Here is a 17,474-nt window from a genome sequence, read left to right on the forward strand (position 1 = left end):
AACCTTAAGCTTGCCCGATAACACCAAAAACAGTTCTACCAAGCCTTGAAGGTCACTGAAAATACAGTCCGTTGATGTGGCACACTATGTAAATGAATGCTTCCACCCATCCGCTCAACTAACCGCTTCGTGATCGTTAGACCAAGACCGCTGCCCTGATAGAGTCGATTACGGGAATCCTCCAGCGTATACATGCGTTCGAACACACGATTATGCTCACTTTCCGGAATCCCTTTGCCTTGATCCCAGATTTGCAGCGTAACATGTCCACCTGTCGAACGTTCAATAGATAGCCCCAACACCTTACCCTCTGCTCCATATTTCATCCCATTGGTAATCAGATTATCCAACACTCGGTTCAGAGCTTCTTCATTTGCTTGCACGAAGATATCCCCCTCAGGTATCTCCAACTGAACGTGCAACCCGAGCTTCGTCAACATTTCATAAAAGGAGAGCATCTTCACGCGGCTTAATTCGCTTATATTCACCCGACTAAGCACCAGCTCCGTGTCTCCGGATTCCAGCTTCGCCAAGTCAAAAAAGGAATGGATCAAACGCAAAACTTCCTGCGCCTTATCCTGGATTTTCTCCGTCATAATCTTCCGTTCCTGATCGGTCAGTGATGAACTGTGCAGCAAGGTCTCACTGTAACCCAGCACAACTGTGAGCGGCGTTTTCAGGTCATGTGAAATGTTGGAAAGCATATTGCGCATTTCCTTCTCCTGATTCGTATAACCGGCCTTAGCGCGATGCGCATGGTCCAACAGCTGGTTCATGTCTTTCAGAAGCTGGCTAACCTGCTCATCACTGTTGAATACAAGCAAACGCTCAAAGGTGCCTTGATCCAGAATTGCGGATATTTTCTGATGAATATAGGACAGGTGTTGGCTGCGTTTCCGCAATCTCATCCACAATCCAATGACCAGAATGGCTAGAATACCTGTTGTAATAGCAAAAATCAGTGTCATGTCTGCTCCGCCTCCAGCTTATATCCGATGCCCCAGAGTGTCTTGATATACTGGGGATCTGAAGGATCAGCCTCCAGTTTCTCACGCAGACGACGCATATGTACGTTAATGATATTTTCGTCCCCATAGTAATGATCATCCCAGACCGAGGCGTAGATCTGGGCCTTGGTAAACACTTTGCCCGGATGGGTGACCATTAGCTTCAGAATGCCAAACTCCTTGGAGGTTAGCTTGACGGGTGTACCTTCACGCTCCACCTCGTACGTCTCCATGTCGACAACAAGTCCTCCAATGTGAATACGCTGATCTTTAGCCACTTCTGCCACAGGCTGAGCGGTATAATTGGCGCGACGAATGGCAGCTTTAATGCGGGCGGTCAGTTCGATTAACGAGAAAGGTTTGCTCAAGTAATCATCTGCGCCGAAGCCCAGACCGAGCGCTTTATCCACCTCCCCATCCTTCGCAGACAGAATGAGCACAGGCACCAAACTCACTGCCCGAATGGTTTGCAGTACATCCATCCCACTCTTGCGAGGGAGCATCAGGTCCAGAATAACCAGATCATACCGCGGTTGTGACTGGCTGAACTGGCGTTCTGCTTCTAAGCCGTCATATGCATACGTGACGTCGTAGCCCTCTTTTTCCAGATAAGGTCCGACCATTTCACTAATTGAACGATCATCTTCAACAAACAACAAGCGGTGACTTGACACGCGTTTCCCTCCAACATGAACATTTTTCCTATATTACCTCACAGTTTGGTTGAATTGGCAATGACATACGAAAAAACCTGACAGGAAGTACACTTCGATATAAAGTGTGTTTTCCTGCCAGGTCTATGAGCGTTTATCGATGATTGCTTGTTCGTTTAATCTCAATATCCGTTCTCGCTGTGTATCCAGCATAGTCCAATGGTTCCTGCACCTGCATGTATACTCACCACAGGGATGAACGGCATGATTTCGGTCTTTAGTTTGGGGAGCAGATTGGCAATCTGCTTCTTGATCGTGACGGCTTCTTCCTGATTGTTCGCATGCATAATGCATACATGCTTTACTTTCTCCATATCCAGCTTAAGCATATCCAACATGCGATCTTTCGTTCTCTTGAATGTGCGAATCTTCTCATTCACAACCACTTTGCCCTCTTCAAATCGGAGCAGCAGATGGATCTTGAGCAGTTGACTGATGATCAGCTGTGTGCCGGATACCCGGCCACTGCGATGAAGATGCTGAAGGCTCGCTGGTATGAGGTAAAAGGACATGTTATCAATCATTTGTTCAATATTTACTTTGATCTCGGAAGCCGAACATCCCTGCTTCTGCCATTCCAATCCTTGCATAACCATCTCACGAAGAGGATAGGCACCTGCCTTTGAATCAATTGCGGTCACCGTCACTCCTGCAATCTCTGCAGCCTGCATGGACGTATGCAGCGTTCCGCTAAGCGCTGTAGAGCAATGAATCGTAATAATCTCATCGTACTTGTCTTTGAGCGATTCATACAGTTCAATGAACTCGCCAATAGGTGGCTGCGAACTGCTCGCACGTGAAGCCTCCGCAAGTTTCTCATAGAACATTTCAGATGTAATGTCATCGGTTTCCCGGTAACATTCCTCTCCAAATACGATGCGCAGCGGTACGATGTAGATATGATTTTGCTCCGCAAAAACGGGATCCAGTGTACTGGTACTATCGGTGACCCATGCAATTTTCTTCATGACATCCTTCTCTCTTGCCGGATTGTTCGTTCTGTATCCTCAATCGTCAGGCACAAGCCCGGCGGTTTATTTAAAATTTGAATATTTTACATTGTAAACGTTTGCGATACTGCCCCTCAATTATAAATGACTGGACAGACCGTTGTCTTGTGGCGCAATCATGAACGCCCCTATTAATCCCATTATTAGCTAAAAAAATGTCTTGCCTGTGAAGGAATAAATTGGTATGCTGTTGTCCTTCTCTCTTTTTCGCCTTGACTGAAGTGAACGGAAACGCCGTTCAATCCACTTATCGGAGGTGTCACATGCTTTATTTCACTCTGGCTTCCAAAGCCTACTCCCGGAATCTGCAATACCGCGGGGCACACATGGTACATAACTTGGCAAGCGCCATGTTTGGTTACATGTATGCCTGCCTCTGGATCGGCATCGGGGCCGACCATACGCTCGGGGAATACGGGACACAAGGGATGATCAGTTACATTGCATTCACGCAATCCTCTCTCTGGATCTCGGGTTTTCTCACGAATGGATTGGGGATTCCCCTATCCGTCAGGACAGGGCAGATTGCACTGGATCTGATGAGGCCTGTTCATCTGTTCACCCACCTGATGGCACGCGAATGGGGGCAGATTGCCTACCAGTTCGTGTACAAAAGTATTCCAATCTACCTGCTCTTCTCCATTGTCTTTTCCCTGCATTGGCCCTCAGACGTTTCAACACTTGGTTATGCTGCACTTGGTCTTGCCGGCGCCGCATACTTGTCCATCTGTATGAACTACATCATTGGTGTCACGTCGATGTGGACCACAGAGTCCTCCTGGCTTCACTGGGGCAATCACGCGATGATGAATCTGCTGGCTGGTTTTTTCATTCCGCTGGAATGGCTGCCGAACTGGCTTGAACAACTTGCCTGGATATCCCCCTACCCATTCCTTCTCTATGTACCTACCCGAATCTATCTTGGTTTCGAAGATGGCTCCTTGTTATGGGGAACCTTGCTTTGGTGCGTCTTTATGACGTTGATTTGTCTTGTGATCACCCAAGTGTTACGTCGTAAAGTGGAGGTGCAGGGCGGATGAAGCGAACTTCCTGGTTCCATTTATATAAAATGCTCATTCGAACAAGCATCCGCAGCCGGATGCAATACAAGTTCAATTTCATCATGGCGTCCGTACTGGCCGCTTTAATTCAGATCTCCGAGTTCCTGATGGTTGCTCTTGTACTGCACCGATTCGGTGCAATTAAGGGCTGGTCCCTCCATGAGATCGGTTATCTCTTTGCGATCATGACGTTATCCAAAACACTGTATCGGACATTCGGCAATGAGGTGCATCATCTGGAAAAATATCTGGTTAATGGTGAGCTTGATCAACTGTTAACACGTCCCATGCCCATATTGCTGGCACTGCTGCCGCAAAACTTCCGCATCATGGCTGGAGAAGTCCTACAAGGCGGATTCATTCTCTGCTGGTCTTTGACAGGCATGATGCACAGCGGACAGATCGGCTGGATCGCCATTCCCTTCTCCCTGCTCATTATTCTGACGGGAGCAGTCATTCTCTTTTCTATCGGACTCGCGACTGCCACACTCGGATTCTGGACCACACGCATCGAGGAATTACAGACGATTACTGAAGATGCAGCACGAACGGCTGCCCAATATCCGCTAACGTTATATCCCAAATGGATGTCTGGCATTCTGCTAACGGTGATTCCCGTAGGGTTCGTCAACTATATCCCATCACTCTATCTACTGCGGGGTGAAGGAGGAGCGTGGATTCTTATTGTTGTTGCGGCGGTTGCCGTACTGAGCTTGGCTGCAAGTCTGCGTTTCTGGCAATTCGGCTTGACCAAATATCAAAGTACAGGTAGCTAAGGAGGCGAAAAGAATTATGAACATGATCACAGCACGACATCTGCAAAAGGAATTCAAAACTCCTGTTATTCGCGAAGGACGTTTCTCCGGATTACGTACATTATTTTCACGTGAGACTGTGTCCAAGGAAGCAGTATGCGATATCAGTTTTGATATCGGCCCAGGTGAGTTTGTAGGCTACATCGGTCCAAACGGGGCCGGCAAATCTACAACGATCAAAATGCTGACAGGTATCCTGCACCCCACCTCGGGCGAGGTACGGCTTGACGGTATGAACCCGCATCTGGACAGGCGCAGAACCGTGGGTCGACTCGGCGTCGTGTTTGGCCAGCGCAGCCAGCTCTGGTGGGATCTGCCTGTGAAAGATTCATATGATATTCTGGCCGAGATGTACGGCGTCCGGACCGAGGACAAAAAGAAACGGCTGTCCCAGTTCGCCGAGCTGCTGGACCTTGAATCGTTCTGGGCCACGCCTGTCCGCAAGCTCTCGCTTGGACAACGCATGCGTGCGGATCTCGCAGCTTCCATGCTGCATGATCCCGAACTGCTTTTTCTCGATGAACCCACGATTGGACTGGATGTGAACGCCAAACGGAACATACGCCAATTTCTACGTACATTAAATGAGGAGTTTGGCAAAACGATTTTGCTGACCACCCATGACATGGACGACATCGAACAGTTATGCAGCCGGGTCATGGTGATCAACCATGGTCAGCTTACATATGACGGCTCGATCCCTTCTCTGCGTGACACTATCGGTCTGCCGACACTTATCCGAGTTACGTATCGGGGTTCATTTCTTATGCCTGATACCATACCGTCCGCCATTCAGATCACAGCAGTGGAAGGGCAGATTGTCACTGTGGAAGTTAACCGGAAGGAATGGAGAACGATGGACATTCTGAAGCAACTTGAACAATGGGGTGAAATTGAAGATGTGGAGATGAAGGAACCCGACTTCGAAGATATCATCCACCGGGTGTATTAGTTGGCCCATTTTGTGAGGAAATAGGATGAAGACCTGTTCTCACGCCGTTACATGAAAGAGGGACATAGCGTACTGTACTAATGGAGGTGAAGCGTCATGCTTGTGACCAAACATGTCCTGGCAGCATCCAGTGTACACGCCACTCCCTATTTCATCGTACGTGGCATGATGCCGGGACCGGTAATGTTTATTACATCCGGGGTTCACGGGAACGAAACGGCGAGCATGGCTGCTGCGCAAAAACTCGCAGATGATTGTGCGACTGGTCGCCACAGCATTCGGCGAGGGCTGTTAATTATCGTGCCACGTGTGAACCAGCAAGCCTACGCCAAGAAAATCAGAGGCAAGCCAGATCTGAATCGTACGTTTCCACGCCGTATGTCAGGCAAGGCCAAGCATCCGCTCGCTGCTGCAGTTTTTCGTTTGGCGCGTGAACATCGGGCCGATTGGTGGCTTGATCTGCATGAAGCCAATGGAATGTCTCAACTGAGTTCCCGAGTGCTTGGACAGACGTTGATCACCAATCCCGGCAGTCGCACCATTCCAGCTTGCAGGAAAGTTATTGAACGGATGAATCGGTCGATTGCCATTCGTGATCGTCATTTTAACCTGAAGCAGCATGAATTGCCGGGATCTGCCCGTACAGCGGCTTCAAGAGTACTACAAGCCCGTTCTGTTACCGTGGAGACCTGCTGGAGTCTGAAGCGCGCGACCCGTATCAAGTATCAGACGGAGATTGTGCACCATTTTCTGCGTGAAGCGGGCATGTCATGATTAAGACCATTAAGATAGAGATAAAATAAACCTCGAACAGAGCGTGCCCGAAGTACATCTTAAGGCGCTCTTTGTCCGAGGTTTTACAGTTTATAACTCTTTCTTTTGCACCCTGAACGATTGAATATAATTGTCGATATCGTCCTCTGGTGTATGCAACAGTCTAGCCAAATGAATCTGCATCTCTTCCAGATGCTCAATATGCTTCTGAATATCAGCAATTCGGTCACGGACGAGTGTTTTTAACGTATCCTTTTCCATGTCTTCCTGGCTAAGCAGTTGCAGGGTCTCTTGTATCTCCTTTAAGGAGTAACCCAGCAACTGGGCATCCTTAATGAACTTAATTTTGACCAGATAATCCTCGGTATACACCCGGTATCCGTTGGAGGAACGACGGGGAGCAGGCAGAATTCCACTATCCTCGTAGTAACGGAGGGTTGCCATACTCACACCTGTACGCTTGGCCAACATTCCTCTTGTCATGGTTTCCATGCCTACCCCTCCACCCTTCTGCAGACTTATTGTGCTTGTTCGTTACGTATCTTGGTATATTTGGCATCGTAAGTGACCTCAGGAAATTGAGATGCAGGGCCTTGCAATAACGGCTGCTCCTCCCCTTTGAGATACCGGTCAAAGAATGCGAGCGCATAGGATCTTGTTATATCCACATTATGTTCTGGCGTCATGCCTCTGGCAAATAGTTTCGGTGAAATCAATGAAATATCCGTAAAGCTTTGATGAAAGAAATTCTCCACCGTCAGATAATAGGTATCATTCAGACTGCTTGTCATCACATGGTCCAAATCCGGCTCAAACTCAGGGTAGAACACGTTATCTTTGGATGTAGCATTCGGATCGAAGCTTTTAGCCGTTTCGCCAGACATGATGTACATAAAGGGTTGTTTTAATGCCGTCTTGGAGACGCTGCCCCAGAAGCCGCCTTCCAAACTGAGTCCTGCACGTAAACGTTCATCCTGTGCGAGTGCTTCGGCTGTTGTAGCCCCGCCATAAGAGTGCCCCATAATGCCTGTATGATTCAGGTCAAGCTTGCCTTCCAACACCTGATTGGGATCATTCAGATTCCACTGTTCAAGCGTGTCGAGTACAAATCGTGCATCCGCTGCACGAATGCCTACTCCCTCCACATTATATTGATACAGTTCTTCTGACGTTGCAAATTCAGGCCCGGCTTCATAAGACACTTTACGCCCATCGGGGAAGGTAACGCGAGCTGAGGTATACGGATGATCCATACCAACAACAATATAGCCATGGCTGACCAGTTCCTCGACAGCAGTCATGCTCTGGAAACGGGCAGAACGGACACCGGGAGAGAACAGCACCACAGGATAAGAAGGGCTTGCGTCTGATATGGCTGCGCCTTTAACCACATGTGTCGGAATAGTATCAAGGTAGCTGAACACCTTGGGCGGGATACCAAATACCAGACTGATGGCTTCTCCAAGTTCAGACGGGTAAGATTCAGGAGTTATTCCCTTTGCATCCTCCGGGTTCACTGGATACCACACGTTAATCATCAGTTCCCGTTTGTCCCCGTTTTCGGGTGTAAACGTCTCTTCACGGGTTTCATCCACCAATTGCTGCGAAAATGTACCGATCGCAAACTGCCCCGTAGGATCAGGAATCGTAAATGCTGGAAAATACCAAGTGAGCAGTCCTGAGCCAACGCCAGAGACCAGCGCCAGCATCGCAACCAGCGTGAGTTGAAGCCAAGAACGCCATCTTGGTTTCTGCTTCTCTGCAAAATGCCCGGTGACTCTGTTACGATACTCTTTCACTACCTTAATGATTAATACGATGAAGATTATGCCTGCAACAAGATACGTTGGCAGCAGCATCACGCGAAACGAATCTAATATACCGTGAAGCAGCAATGCTAATATCAAGGCAGCCGACATTCCTGCCGCAAGTTTCCGACGCTTTGAGTACATAGGTATACACAACGCTGCGCCAATCGTTACAAGTACCAGTATCCATTCCATTAGTTTCATCATTCATCCTCCAAACATTGTTGATAAAACCAGAATAAACCTTGAAGTATACTTCAAGGTCAAGGCTGAATTTTAGAAACAATTTATCGAGGAATTCGTATATCCCATTTGCGAAGTTCGGTCAATGTACACGTTCCGGACGCGAAAGCCTTAATACCTGTTGAGTTCGGCCCAGGATATATCCGTCCTGTCATTACCTGCTCTCCCTGCTGAATGAACACCTCAATGGAGCTGACATCCATAAAAATATGAAGCTCCAGTTTCCCGTCAAGCAGTTCCACGGTCGCAGCACGTTCTCCCCCCGGCCCTTGTCCGGCTCGCTCGCGATTTAAGCATAGACGACGCTGCTGCACATCATAGGAAATCACGGTTTCTTCATCCTCACCCGTGCGCAGCTTCAATCCGAATTGTCGTGCCTGTTCCGCTTCGAATACAGCATACATTTCGTAACGGTCTCCGCTGATTCCAAGATCAAGATCATGTTCATCACCATTTAGTTGTATACCGTACTGTTCGTTGCCATCAGACCTGTACTGTATAAGTTCGGGAAGCGGCTGGAATATCAATCGGTCTCCTCTACGAATTAGCTGTCTCGGCAGAGTCATCGCTCCAGCCCAGGCATGAGACTTTTGTGTCGGAATTTCCGTTTCCCACGTATCCATCCAAGCCACCATGATTCGTCGTCCCTGTGCATCCTCCATCGTCTGAGGTGCGTAAAAGTCGAAGCCACGGTCCAGCGGAACGTACTCCTCGTATTTCAGTACACCTTGGTCTTCATCCAGCGTTCCCATCATATAAACGGTTGAATGCAAGTTGCGATAGTTATCTCCCTGAGCAGGCATACGCTGCGGAGACATGATCAGCACATCTCGGCCATCCAGTGTGAACAGATCGGGACATTCCCAATTGTCGCCAAGCGTCCCGTCACTCTGGGCCATAATGTTAACATAACTCCAATCCAGCAAGTCCACTGAACGGTATAACAGAATGACACCTTTGCCCGCAGCATCATTCGATCCAAGGACGCAATAGTACACACCGTTTCGTTCAAACACTTTCGGATCACGGAAGTCCTTCGGACTGGTATGCTCTGGGATTTGATCCAGCCGAATGACCGGATTCATTGCGCTTTTGACAAAATCAATTCCATTCTCCGAGACAGCGATATTCTGTGTCTGCAAGTAATCGTTATCCTTGTCGGGTCCAGTCACCACATGCCCCGTGTACATCAGCACCAACTTGCCATCCTGCACGATTGCACTTCCAGAGAAACAGCCTCCACTGTCGTAGCTCTGATCGGGTGCCAGTGCAACAGGTAGATAAGACCACGTAACCAAATCACGGCTCACCGCATGGCCCCAGTGCATCGGCCCCCATACCGGTTCGTAGGGATAATGCTGATAGAACATATGATACATCCCACCGAAGTATATGAAGCCGTTGGGATCATTCATCCAGCCCACTTCTGGCATCAAATGATAGGCCATTCGATAGGTTGGATCAACCTGGTGCCGATGTTCCTTGATATATGCGTTGGCCCGGGCGAGTGTATAACTCTCCTTCGTGTGAGCCGAAGCACTCGTCAGTCCAAGGTCTGTCTCTTGCCTTGTGTCTATTTCCTGTTTCTCGTATCGTTCCTGGTTCATATGTCCTTCACTCCTGTCTCTCTCTATATCACCCAACTGAACTTATTTGATAGCCCCTTGCATGACCCCCTGAATAATGTACTTCTGCGCAAACAGATACACGGTCAGTACTGGCAGCAAGGTCAAGACCAGACCAGCCATCAATGGACCGTAATCAACTGTGTATGTCCCATAAAAATAAAACGTGGACAGCGGCAGCGTACGCTGCTCGGATGATGTCAGCACCAGGGATGGCAGCAGAAAATCATTCCATATCCACAATACATTCAGCACGCTAATCGTTACGGTTGTTGGCAGTAACACCGGCAGTACGATTCGAAAAAAGGTTTGCACTCTGCCGCAGCCATCCATTAGAGCCGCCTCTTCAAGCTCCAGGGGAATACTTTTGATAAAGCCATGATAGATAAATACGGCGAGCGGACTGCCAAAGCCAATATACATGTAGATCAGCGACCACTTGTTATCCAGCAGGCTGAGCGAGCCGTATATTTTAACCAGCGGAATCATAATAGCCTGAAACGGAATAATCATCGCAGCTACCATCAGGAAAAAGAGATACTGGTTCACCTTGCTATTGTGACGAACAAAGTAATGGGCTGTCATCGCCGCAAAAAGAGCAATCAGTAATACACCTGCAATGGTTATGAGCAACGAATTGCTGAAGGCGGATACATATCCCATTTTGTCAAACGCATTGACATAATTATCGAATTGAAAGGAGCTTGGTAACCCTAGCGGATCGGAAGTAATTGCCTGGTTAGCCTTGAACGAATTGACGATGAGAAGTACAAACGGAAATACAAACAAAATCATTACAACGATTAATGCACTAAACTTGATCCAGTTAAGAATCCGCGATTGTCCAGCCATCATGCCTCGACCTCCAGTTTTTTGCTGAAATAAACCTGGAGCAGTGTAATGGCGGCTACAAGGATAAACAGCACAAAGGCTTCTGCCTGCCCCAATCCGTAGTCACGAGCAAGAAAGGCCTGCTCATAGACATGCATGGATACCATCTCGGTGCTCTTGAAGGGCCCGCCACTGGTCAGGGAGACGTTCAGATCATACACCATGAACCCCCGTTGCAGTGACAAAAAGATGCAGACAATAAACGAAGGAACCATCAGCGGCAATACAATACGCGCCAGCATTTTGCGATTACTTGCCCCATCTATACTGGCTGCTTCCATAACATCCTTCGGCACATTCATCAGTCCTGCAATGTAGATAACCATCATATAGCCGGCATACTGCCAAACAGTCACCACAATGAGTGCCCAGAACGCTTTGTCCGGGTCAGCCAGCCAGGAGGTGGAAAACAGAGTGAGGTTCATTTTTTGTCCTGCAAAGACGAGTACCTGATTAAAAATAAACTGCCAGATGAAACCAAGCACGATTCCACCCACCAGATTCGGCAGGAAAAATCCGGCCCGAAACCAGCCCTGCGCCTTCATTCCCCGGGTTACCGCATAAGCGAGCAGGAAAGCAACCGCATTGGTGAGCACAACGGTAATAAATACGTACTCCAGCGTCATCCCGAATGATTTCCAGAACACGGTGTCCTTGAACACACCAATATAATTATCCCAGCCAACAAAGTTTTGATCGATGGCAATGCCATCCCAGTTCGTAAACGTCAAATAAATACCATACAGAAATGGAATAATCATTACTGTAGCAAACGCAAATAATGTCGGGCCAGTAAAGATCAGGCGGGTTCGCAGGCGTGTCCATAATCCTTTTTCGGTCAGCATTGTCAACCTCCACTCTATCCAAATAATTAGCCTAACGGTTATACCGGAAACAACGAACAGACCTCGTGTGCAAGTTGTACATTCATCATCTCCGGCTTACCGCAAGTCTCTCTCTATGTGCTGCTCAGGGCTAAAATTAATTCCTTTATCCTTTATTTCACGTTGCTCCAGTATGCCTGAATTTCGCTCGCAAGTCCGGCACGGTCAATGACGTCAGCCAAGTATTTCTGCATGGACGCACCCAGTTTGGACCAGTGATCCGCAGGGAGTGTACTCATTGATTCCTCGATTTTGCCTGCCTTGATGTATTCACTAATGGACTTGCCAAGCGGATCGGTCGGCTCCAGTGTAATGTTGCTGAATGCCGGAATAATACTGGCTTGATTCACCAGGAAATCCTGACCCTTTTCGTTATAAACAATCCACTCCAAAAATTTCTTCGCAGCTTCCTGTTGTGCTGGTGTGCTCTTTTCCTTATCCAACAATATTCGTTTGGATACGGCAGCAGAGATTTGCGTATTACCGAAATCATCTGCATTATTGCTCACAGGTACTGGCAGGAAGCCGTATTTTCCATCTGCTGTATCAAAGCTTGAAATTTGCGGCCATGCCCAGTTGCCCTGGAACCAGATGCCAACCTCACCCTTGCCAAGCACCTCAGGTCCACGTTCATAAGTTCCGGACAGGGGAGAAGCCTTGTCAATATTGTACGTTTTCATCAGATCAAATGTATCTAACAAGCCATTAAACACGGCGTTGGAAACAAGGTCCACTTGACCTGCCTTCAGATCAGTTATGAATTGATCCACCTTCGCACGGTCCGGGGACTGCCCACCATATGCAAGCCCCAGATAATGCGCACCAAGCGACCAATCCATCGGAGATACAATCAAAGGTGATTTTCCAGTAGCAGCGATCTTTTGGAACAGCTCATCAAGCTGTGCAGTGGTCTGTACAGACTTTGGATCAAATGTTCCACCTACTGCCTGATCCAAAACATTCTGGTTATAGATGAATCCATATCCTTCAATAGAGAACGGGAAGGCATAATTTTTGCCATCAAACGTCGTAGCCGCTGTGCTATTCTCCACAGCGTCCTTCATCCAAGACTCGGATGTGAGATCCAGAACACGATCCTTGAATTTCTCGACATCCCCTGTATCCAGCATCATCATCGTTGTAGGACTGCCGGAAGCATACAAAGCAGACGCTTTTTCAAACGGAGACTGTCCACTGCCTACAGGTACAATTTCTAGTGTGACATTTGGATTTTCGGCATGGAAGTCTTTAGCCGCTTGCTCCAGCTGACTGTTAATTTCCGACTTGGAATTGAGCAAGGTGATTTTGACACTCTCACTGCTGCTCCCCTCTGAGGAGGAGTTGGACTCCGTCGCTGCTTTACTTCCACATGCTGACAATACAAGCATCATAATCAAAGACAATACCGATAATTTCATCATCCATCTCTGTTCTCTTTTCATCTTGTTATGGCCCCCGATCAGTAGTTTAAAAGGAAACGCTTACAAATCGAATTATAATGTCAAAGGTTTGACATGTCAATCGTTTGACATACCATTTAAAAAAAATATTGCGCCTTGATTTTTTCGAGGCAAAAGGACAAACAGGAAAAAACGACCTGTATCAGGTCGTCTCTCTCTCCACTAAGGTAACTGGCAAAATATGCTCCATTCCGATCTTCTCTTCCGCGATCTGGCGGCGAATCAGATCAATCGCCAGCTTAGCCATAGCCTCCACCGGCTGCCTAATCGTTGTTATGCCAGGCACCGTATACCCTGCCGCACGACTGTCATCATAACCTACAATAGCGATCTCATCAGGTACCTTGCGCCCACCTAACACGATCTGCTTCAGCGCATGCACCGCCATCAGATCACTCGTTACAAACAGCCCATCCACCTCCGGGTGTTGTGCAAGCAGCTTATCCACCAATTCCGTATACTGATGCTGATCAAACACATTCAGATCGGTTTCATGAATCATGACCGGCTTGACTCCATGAGCCTGCAATGTATCAACGAAACCTGTCGTCCGGCGATTGGAGAGCATTTGTAATTCCAAATTACCGCAAATATGTGCCAAATGCCGTCTGTTCTTCGAGAGTAGCAATTCAGCAGCCATAACCCCTCCCTGATAGTTATCAGATGAGATAAAAGGGATGTCTTCACCGATCTTACGATCAAAGGTCACAATTGGGGAATGCAGGTTCATATACTCATCGACTTCCAGTGTATGACTTCCCATAATAATGCCATCCACGCGATTCCCCTTGAGCATTTCCACATATTCACGCTCTTTGGAAGGGTCCATGTGGGAGTTGCATAACATAATTTTAAATCCATTCTGGTATGCATGGTACTCAACATAGTTAGCCAGTTCTCCAAAAAACGGATGAGATACATCGGGAATAATCAAGCCTATAACATTGGATTGCTTACGCAGAAGAGAACGGGCAATTTCGTTGGGTCGATAGTTCAGTTCGTCCATGGTTTGATACACTTTATCCCGAGTCTTCTGACTGATATATCCCCGGTTGTTTAATACACGCGAGACGGTAGTTACAGAAACTCCTGCCCTGAGTGCAACATCATGAATAGTTGCCATAACAGCCTCTTTTCCTACAACATTCTTCATACCTTTAACATTATAAACCTATTGCTCACCCTGAACCAAACCCTTGGTATCCGCCCGCTGCTTCATTCCGCCACAATTCTTGCTCTCGGCATGCTATGCATTGCTCCGTGCGTAACATGGACCTGTACCACATACGTACCTGGTTCTTCAAAGGTATGCTGGATTTCATACAGCCCTTCCTCTGTCTCATTGGCAGTAATAGCCCCTTGATTCTCCAGTTCTTCAGCTGTCATCATACCTTGCTCCGGAGATACAGAAGGCGGATCATCAAGCTCATTCCAGATCTGGAATTGCACATTGTCGGCATGACTTAACGGTGCATCTCCCTGTGTAAGCTTCACCTGCAACCGTGTTGGTTTATGAAGAGTAGCCTTCTCCGGAACGTCAAGTTTCACCCGAACCATCTCTGGCATCTCCCCGGAAGCAGCCTGTTCCTCATAGGAGCAGCCAGCGACCAAAAACATTAGCACCAAAAAGGGCATGAACCAACGAGCTTGTACGCTCATCACCATCTATCCTTTCTTATCAAGAAGATTTGGGTGTTTTGCCGATACCCCACAGCATCACAATGATGATAATAAAGGCGATCAGTGCCAGTAGTGGAATGGTGATGAAACCAAACCAGTTCAGATAGTCGGTATAACATGGAACCTTGCCACACGCTACGGCATTACCTGTAGCCGAAAAAATACGCTGGATCGTTACATGATATAACGAAATGCCGCCACCGACGAAACTAAGTGGGAGTACGTATTTCGTGATGCCCACGTCATCCTTAAAGTAGGCAATGCCCAGCAAGATGGTTAGTGGATACATGAATATACGCTGATACCAACACAGATCACATGGAAGATAGCCCTTGATCTCACTAAAATAGAGACTCCCCCCTGTTGCAATAACCGATACCGCCCAAGCAACAAATAACCGGGTATCCACATTTTTCGCTGGACGCTCCGATTTTGATGATGTACTCATTCCTCTGTCCCCCTCTTCATTTTGCTTATGCCAAATTATCATACCTCATTCTGGACTTCATCGGCTATTCCAGCTGTTATGTAGGTCATTCTCGATGATTATACCAAATATTTGAACTTATGGGTGAAACCAAAAAAAGCTGCCGTATGGGGCAGCTCTTTTTGGTTGATTCTGTTATGAAAAACGTTGTATTACATGGATTTAGTCAGTGTAATAGAACCATCTTTTTGTGCCCATTTTACATCCCAGTTCAGAAGTTCAGCAATGAAACGCAGAGGTACTTGCGTACGTCCATCTTTGTTTACGAATACCGTTGCACCCACGTTTTTCTTCACGCCGTTCACTTCCATAACGTTGTTGTTCACCCAGAATTCAAGGGTATCATCGCCAGCCATTACCGTTACTTGTTGTGCTTTTTTGTCCCATTTCACTGTTGCGCCAATACCTTCACTCAAGAAACGCAATGGAATGTAGGTTGTGTTTTTCCAAAGCACTGGTGTGGTATCCATGTTGGTTGTTTTGTCGTTAATTTTCAGCATTTTGCTGTTCAGTTGCATCCATACTGTTGTCATTTCTGGTGCTGGTGCAGGTGTTGCTGGCTCTTGGAATTTGTCGTTAAATTGAGTCACAATTGCGTTACCCAAGGCTTGACCTACACCAAACATCACTTTGAAGCCTTCACGATTCGTTGTGTAAGAAGCATCATAGTTGCCTGCTGCATATTGATTCAATACGTTTTGCACTTGATTTTCATGTGTTGTCAGCGCTTGTTGTCCTGCTGCTTTTGGCAGATTACCAGCTGTTGCGGAATCCAGGAATGCTGCGAATTCTGTTGTAAATCCGTCAATACGTTTCTCTACTGCTGCACGAGCCGCAGCATCGTTGTTTTTCACAGCTTTTACATAATCGCTTTGCGCATTAACGTGATTGGTTACCCAAATTTTCTCGAAAGCATTGGCACCATCGTTACCGTAAACGGAAGCAATCGCTGCTTTGAAGTCAGCTGTGTTTCCAGCTTCAGCTGTAATCAGTGCGTTGGAAGCGGCTGTACGTCCATCATATTCCTCTTGCATTTGCAGAGCCGAAAGCGCAAAGTGCTCGGAAGCCAAATGGTTGAGTGCAGATCTCAGATCAGCTGCTTTTGTATCTGCTTTGCTATTTTCGAATTTCTCAGGCATTTGTGTAGTAATTGCTGTGGAAAGTGCCTTACTTACGTCGAACATTTCTTTGAACCCTTCACGGTAAGCCTTGTATGCATCAGCGTAATCTCCAGCTACATACTCATCAAATACTTTTTGCACGAGATCTTCATGTACTTGCAGAGCTTGTTTGGCTGCTGCTTTTGGCAATTTACCTTCGGTAGCTGTGCTCAGGAACGTGGAGAACTCATCCACGAAACCGTTGATGTTTGCCTGTGCTTGTTTGATGCCAGCCTGGTTGCCCATTTTGGTTGCTTTCACCAAATCATCGGTGTATTTGTTATGAGCACGGAAGATACGTTCGAATTCTTTGGCACCTGCCTCACCATATAGGGAAGCGATTGCTGGCTGCATATCCAGTGCATTCTGGTCGAGTGCTTTGTAGGCTGCATCTGCATCTTTTGCTCCGTCATATGCTTTGGCCATTGCCGTTACTGCGAGTGCAAAGTGTTCGGACAGCAGGTGGTCCAGGTTTGCTCTCAAGTCAGCCGCAGGTGTATTCACGGAAGCTTTCATCATTGTCATTGGTGTCTGTGGAGCGGATGCTGCTCCAGCGATCCCCGGCATCAACAGTGTCAAGCTAAGTACAGGTGCGATAAACTTCTTCATCTTCATTTTCATTACGTGTTCACTCCTCGATTATGTTTTGTGTATAATTTCTTTCCTCGTCGTCGTCTTCATAGGGTGTAACGCAGGGTTTTCTATTCTGGATCACTCTGTGGGCAAAAAAAATTACAGCCTTCAGTGAAGAAAGCTGTAGATGCCTGATGTATCAAGGTTTTTTTGAATTAAAAAAAACTAAAATTATAGTGATCTTTCCGTTCCAAGACTACCTACATACTGTAAGACAGATACTTTATTTCCCTATATTTCTCAATTAAAGCTTACATCAAAGGTTATCCTG

Annotated in this window: 17 protein-coding genes; 4 read left to right on the forward strand and 13 right to left on the reverse strand. The window is 47.2% G+C overall.

Translation table 11 applies throughout. From position 1 onward, the window contains the following. Nucleotides 1-35: 35 nt before the first annotated feature. From MKX40_RS26535 to MKX40_RS26545, 3 genes are all read right to left on the reverse strand, one after another. Nucleotides 36-968, reverse strand: coding sequence for a sensor histidine kinase (locus MKX40_RS26535; RefSeq protein WP_339237855.1), 933 nt, complete (start codon nt 966-968; stop codon nt 36-38). Then, nucleotides 965-1,681: a response regulator transcription factor gene (locus tag MKX40_RS26540; protein WP_339237857.1), complete on the reverse strand. Its 717-nt coding sequence runs from the start codon at nt 1,679-1,681 to the stop codon at nt 965-967. The genes MKX40_RS26535 and MKX40_RS26540 overlap by 4 nt, the downstream gene beginning before the upstream one ends. A 161-nt stretch (nt 1,682-1,842) precedes the next feature. Continuing rightward, nucleotides 1,843-2,688 carry a DegV family protein gene (locus tag MKX40_RS26545; protein WP_339237859.1) on the reverse strand — a complete coding sequence of 282 codons (846 nt, stop codon included), beginning with the start codon at nt 2,686-2,688 and terminating at the stop codon, nt 1,843-1,845. Between the two features lie 305 nt (nt 2,689-2,993). On the opposite strand from MKX40_RS26545, the gene MKX40_RS26550 reads away from it, so the two are divergent. From MKX40_RS26550 to MKX40_RS26565, 4 genes are all read left to right on the forward strand, one after another. Next, a complete protein-coding gene (locus tag MKX40_RS26550) occupies nt 2,994-3,770 on the forward strand; it encodes an ABC-2 family transporter protein (RefSeq protein ID WP_339237861.1) in 777 nt (258 codons plus the stop codon). Continuing rightward, nucleotides 3,767-4,567, forward strand: a complete 801-nt coding sequence (locus MKX40_RS26555) for an ABC-2 family transporter protein (RefSeq protein ID WP_339237863.1) — start codon at nt 3,767-3,769, stop codon at nt 4,565-4,567. Before MKX40_RS26550 ends, MKX40_RS26555 begins: the two co-directional genes overlap by 4 nt. 22 nt (nt 4,568-4,589) lie before the next feature. After that, nucleotides 4,590-5,558 carry an ATP-binding cassette domain-containing protein gene (locus MKX40_RS26560; protein WP_339243212.1) on the forward strand — a complete coding sequence of 323 codons (969 nt, stop codon included), beginning with the start codon at nt 4,590-4,592 and terminating at the stop codon, nt 5,556-5,558. A 96-nt stretch (nt 5,559-5,654) separates the two neighbouring features. Beyond that, nucleotides 5,655-6,332: a succinylglutamate desuccinylase/aspartoacylase family protein gene (locus MKX40_RS26565; protein WP_339237865.1), complete on the forward strand. Its 678-nt coding sequence runs from the start codon at nt 5,655-5,657 to the stop codon at nt 6,330-6,332. Nucleotides 6,333-6,422: 90 nt separating this feature from the next. Here MKX40_RS26565 and MKX40_RS26570 read toward each other — a convergent pair whose 3' ends face one another. From MKX40_RS26570 to MKX40_RS26615, 10 genes are all read right to left on the reverse strand, one after another. Further along, entirely contained in the window at nt 6,423-6,824 is a 402-nt protein-coding gene (locus tag MKX40_RS26570; RefSeq protein ID WP_339237867.1) for a MerR family transcriptional regulator, read from the reverse strand. A 26-nt stretch (nt 6,825-6,850) separates the two neighbouring features. Continuing rightward, a complete protein-coding gene (locus MKX40_RS26575) occupies nt 6,851-8,347 on the reverse strand; it encodes a lipase (RefSeq protein ID WP_339237869.1) in 1,497 nt (498 codons plus the stop codon). Nucleotides 8,348-8,427: 80 nt separating this feature from the next. Further along, complete coding sequence (locus MKX40_RS26580; RefSeq protein ID WP_339237871.1) at nt 8,428-9,990, reverse strand: glycoside hydrolase family 32 protein; 1,563 nt, start codon at nt 9,988-9,990, stop codon at nt 8,428-8,430. A gap of 42 nt (nt 9,991-10,032) precedes the next feature. Then, nucleotides 10,033-10,860 carry a carbohydrate ABC transporter permease gene (locus MKX40_RS26585; protein ID WP_339243214.1) on the reverse strand — a complete coding sequence of 276 codons (828 nt, stop codon included), beginning with the start codon at nt 10,858-10,860 and terminating at the stop codon, nt 10,033-10,035. Then, on the reverse strand, nt 10,860-11,744 hold the full coding sequence (locus MKX40_RS26590; RefSeq protein WP_091019202.1) for a sugar ABC transporter permease: 885 nt from the start codon (nt 11,742-11,744) through the stop codon (nt 10,860-10,862). The genes MKX40_RS26585 and MKX40_RS26590 overlap by 1 nt, the downstream gene beginning before the upstream one ends. Before the next feature lie 152 nt (nt 11,745-11,896). Further along, entirely contained in the window at nt 11,897-13,225 is a 1,329-nt protein-coding gene (locus MKX40_RS26595) for an ABC transporter substrate-binding protein (protein WP_339237874.1), read from the reverse strand. A gap of 160 nt (nt 13,226-13,385) precedes the next feature. Further along, entirely contained in the window at nt 13,386-14,366 is a 981-nt protein-coding gene (locus tag MKX40_RS26600; RefSeq protein WP_339237876.1) for a LacI family DNA-binding transcriptional regulator, read from the reverse strand. Between the two features lie 92 nt (nt 14,367-14,458). Further along, on the reverse strand, nt 14,459-14,902 hold the full coding sequence (locus MKX40_RS26605) for a FixH family protein (protein ID WP_339237878.1): 444 nt from the start codon (nt 14,900-14,902) through the stop codon (nt 14,459-14,461). A 19-nt stretch (nt 14,903-14,921) separates the two neighbouring features. After that, nucleotides 14,922-15,371: a disulfide oxidoreductase gene (locus MKX40_RS26610; protein ID WP_339237880.1), complete on the reverse strand. Its 450-nt coding sequence runs from the start codon at nt 15,369-15,371 to the stop codon at nt 14,922-14,924. A gap of 191 nt (nt 15,372-15,562) precedes the next feature. Further along, the gene (locus tag MKX40_RS26615) at nt 15,563-17,191 is read right to left on the reverse strand and encodes a copper amine oxidase N-terminal domain-containing protein (protein ID WP_339237882.1); all 1,629 of its coding nucleotides are present in this window, start codon (nt 17,189-17,191) and stop codon (nt 15,563-15,565) included. Between the last annotated feature and the right edge of the window lie 283 nt (nt 17,192-17,474).

The sequence above is a fragment of the Paenibacillus sp. FSL R5-0517 genome, assembly GCF_037974355.1.
In the GTDB taxonomy this organism is placed as follows: Bacteria; Bacillota; Bacilli; order Paenibacillales; family Paenibacillaceae; genus Paenibacillus.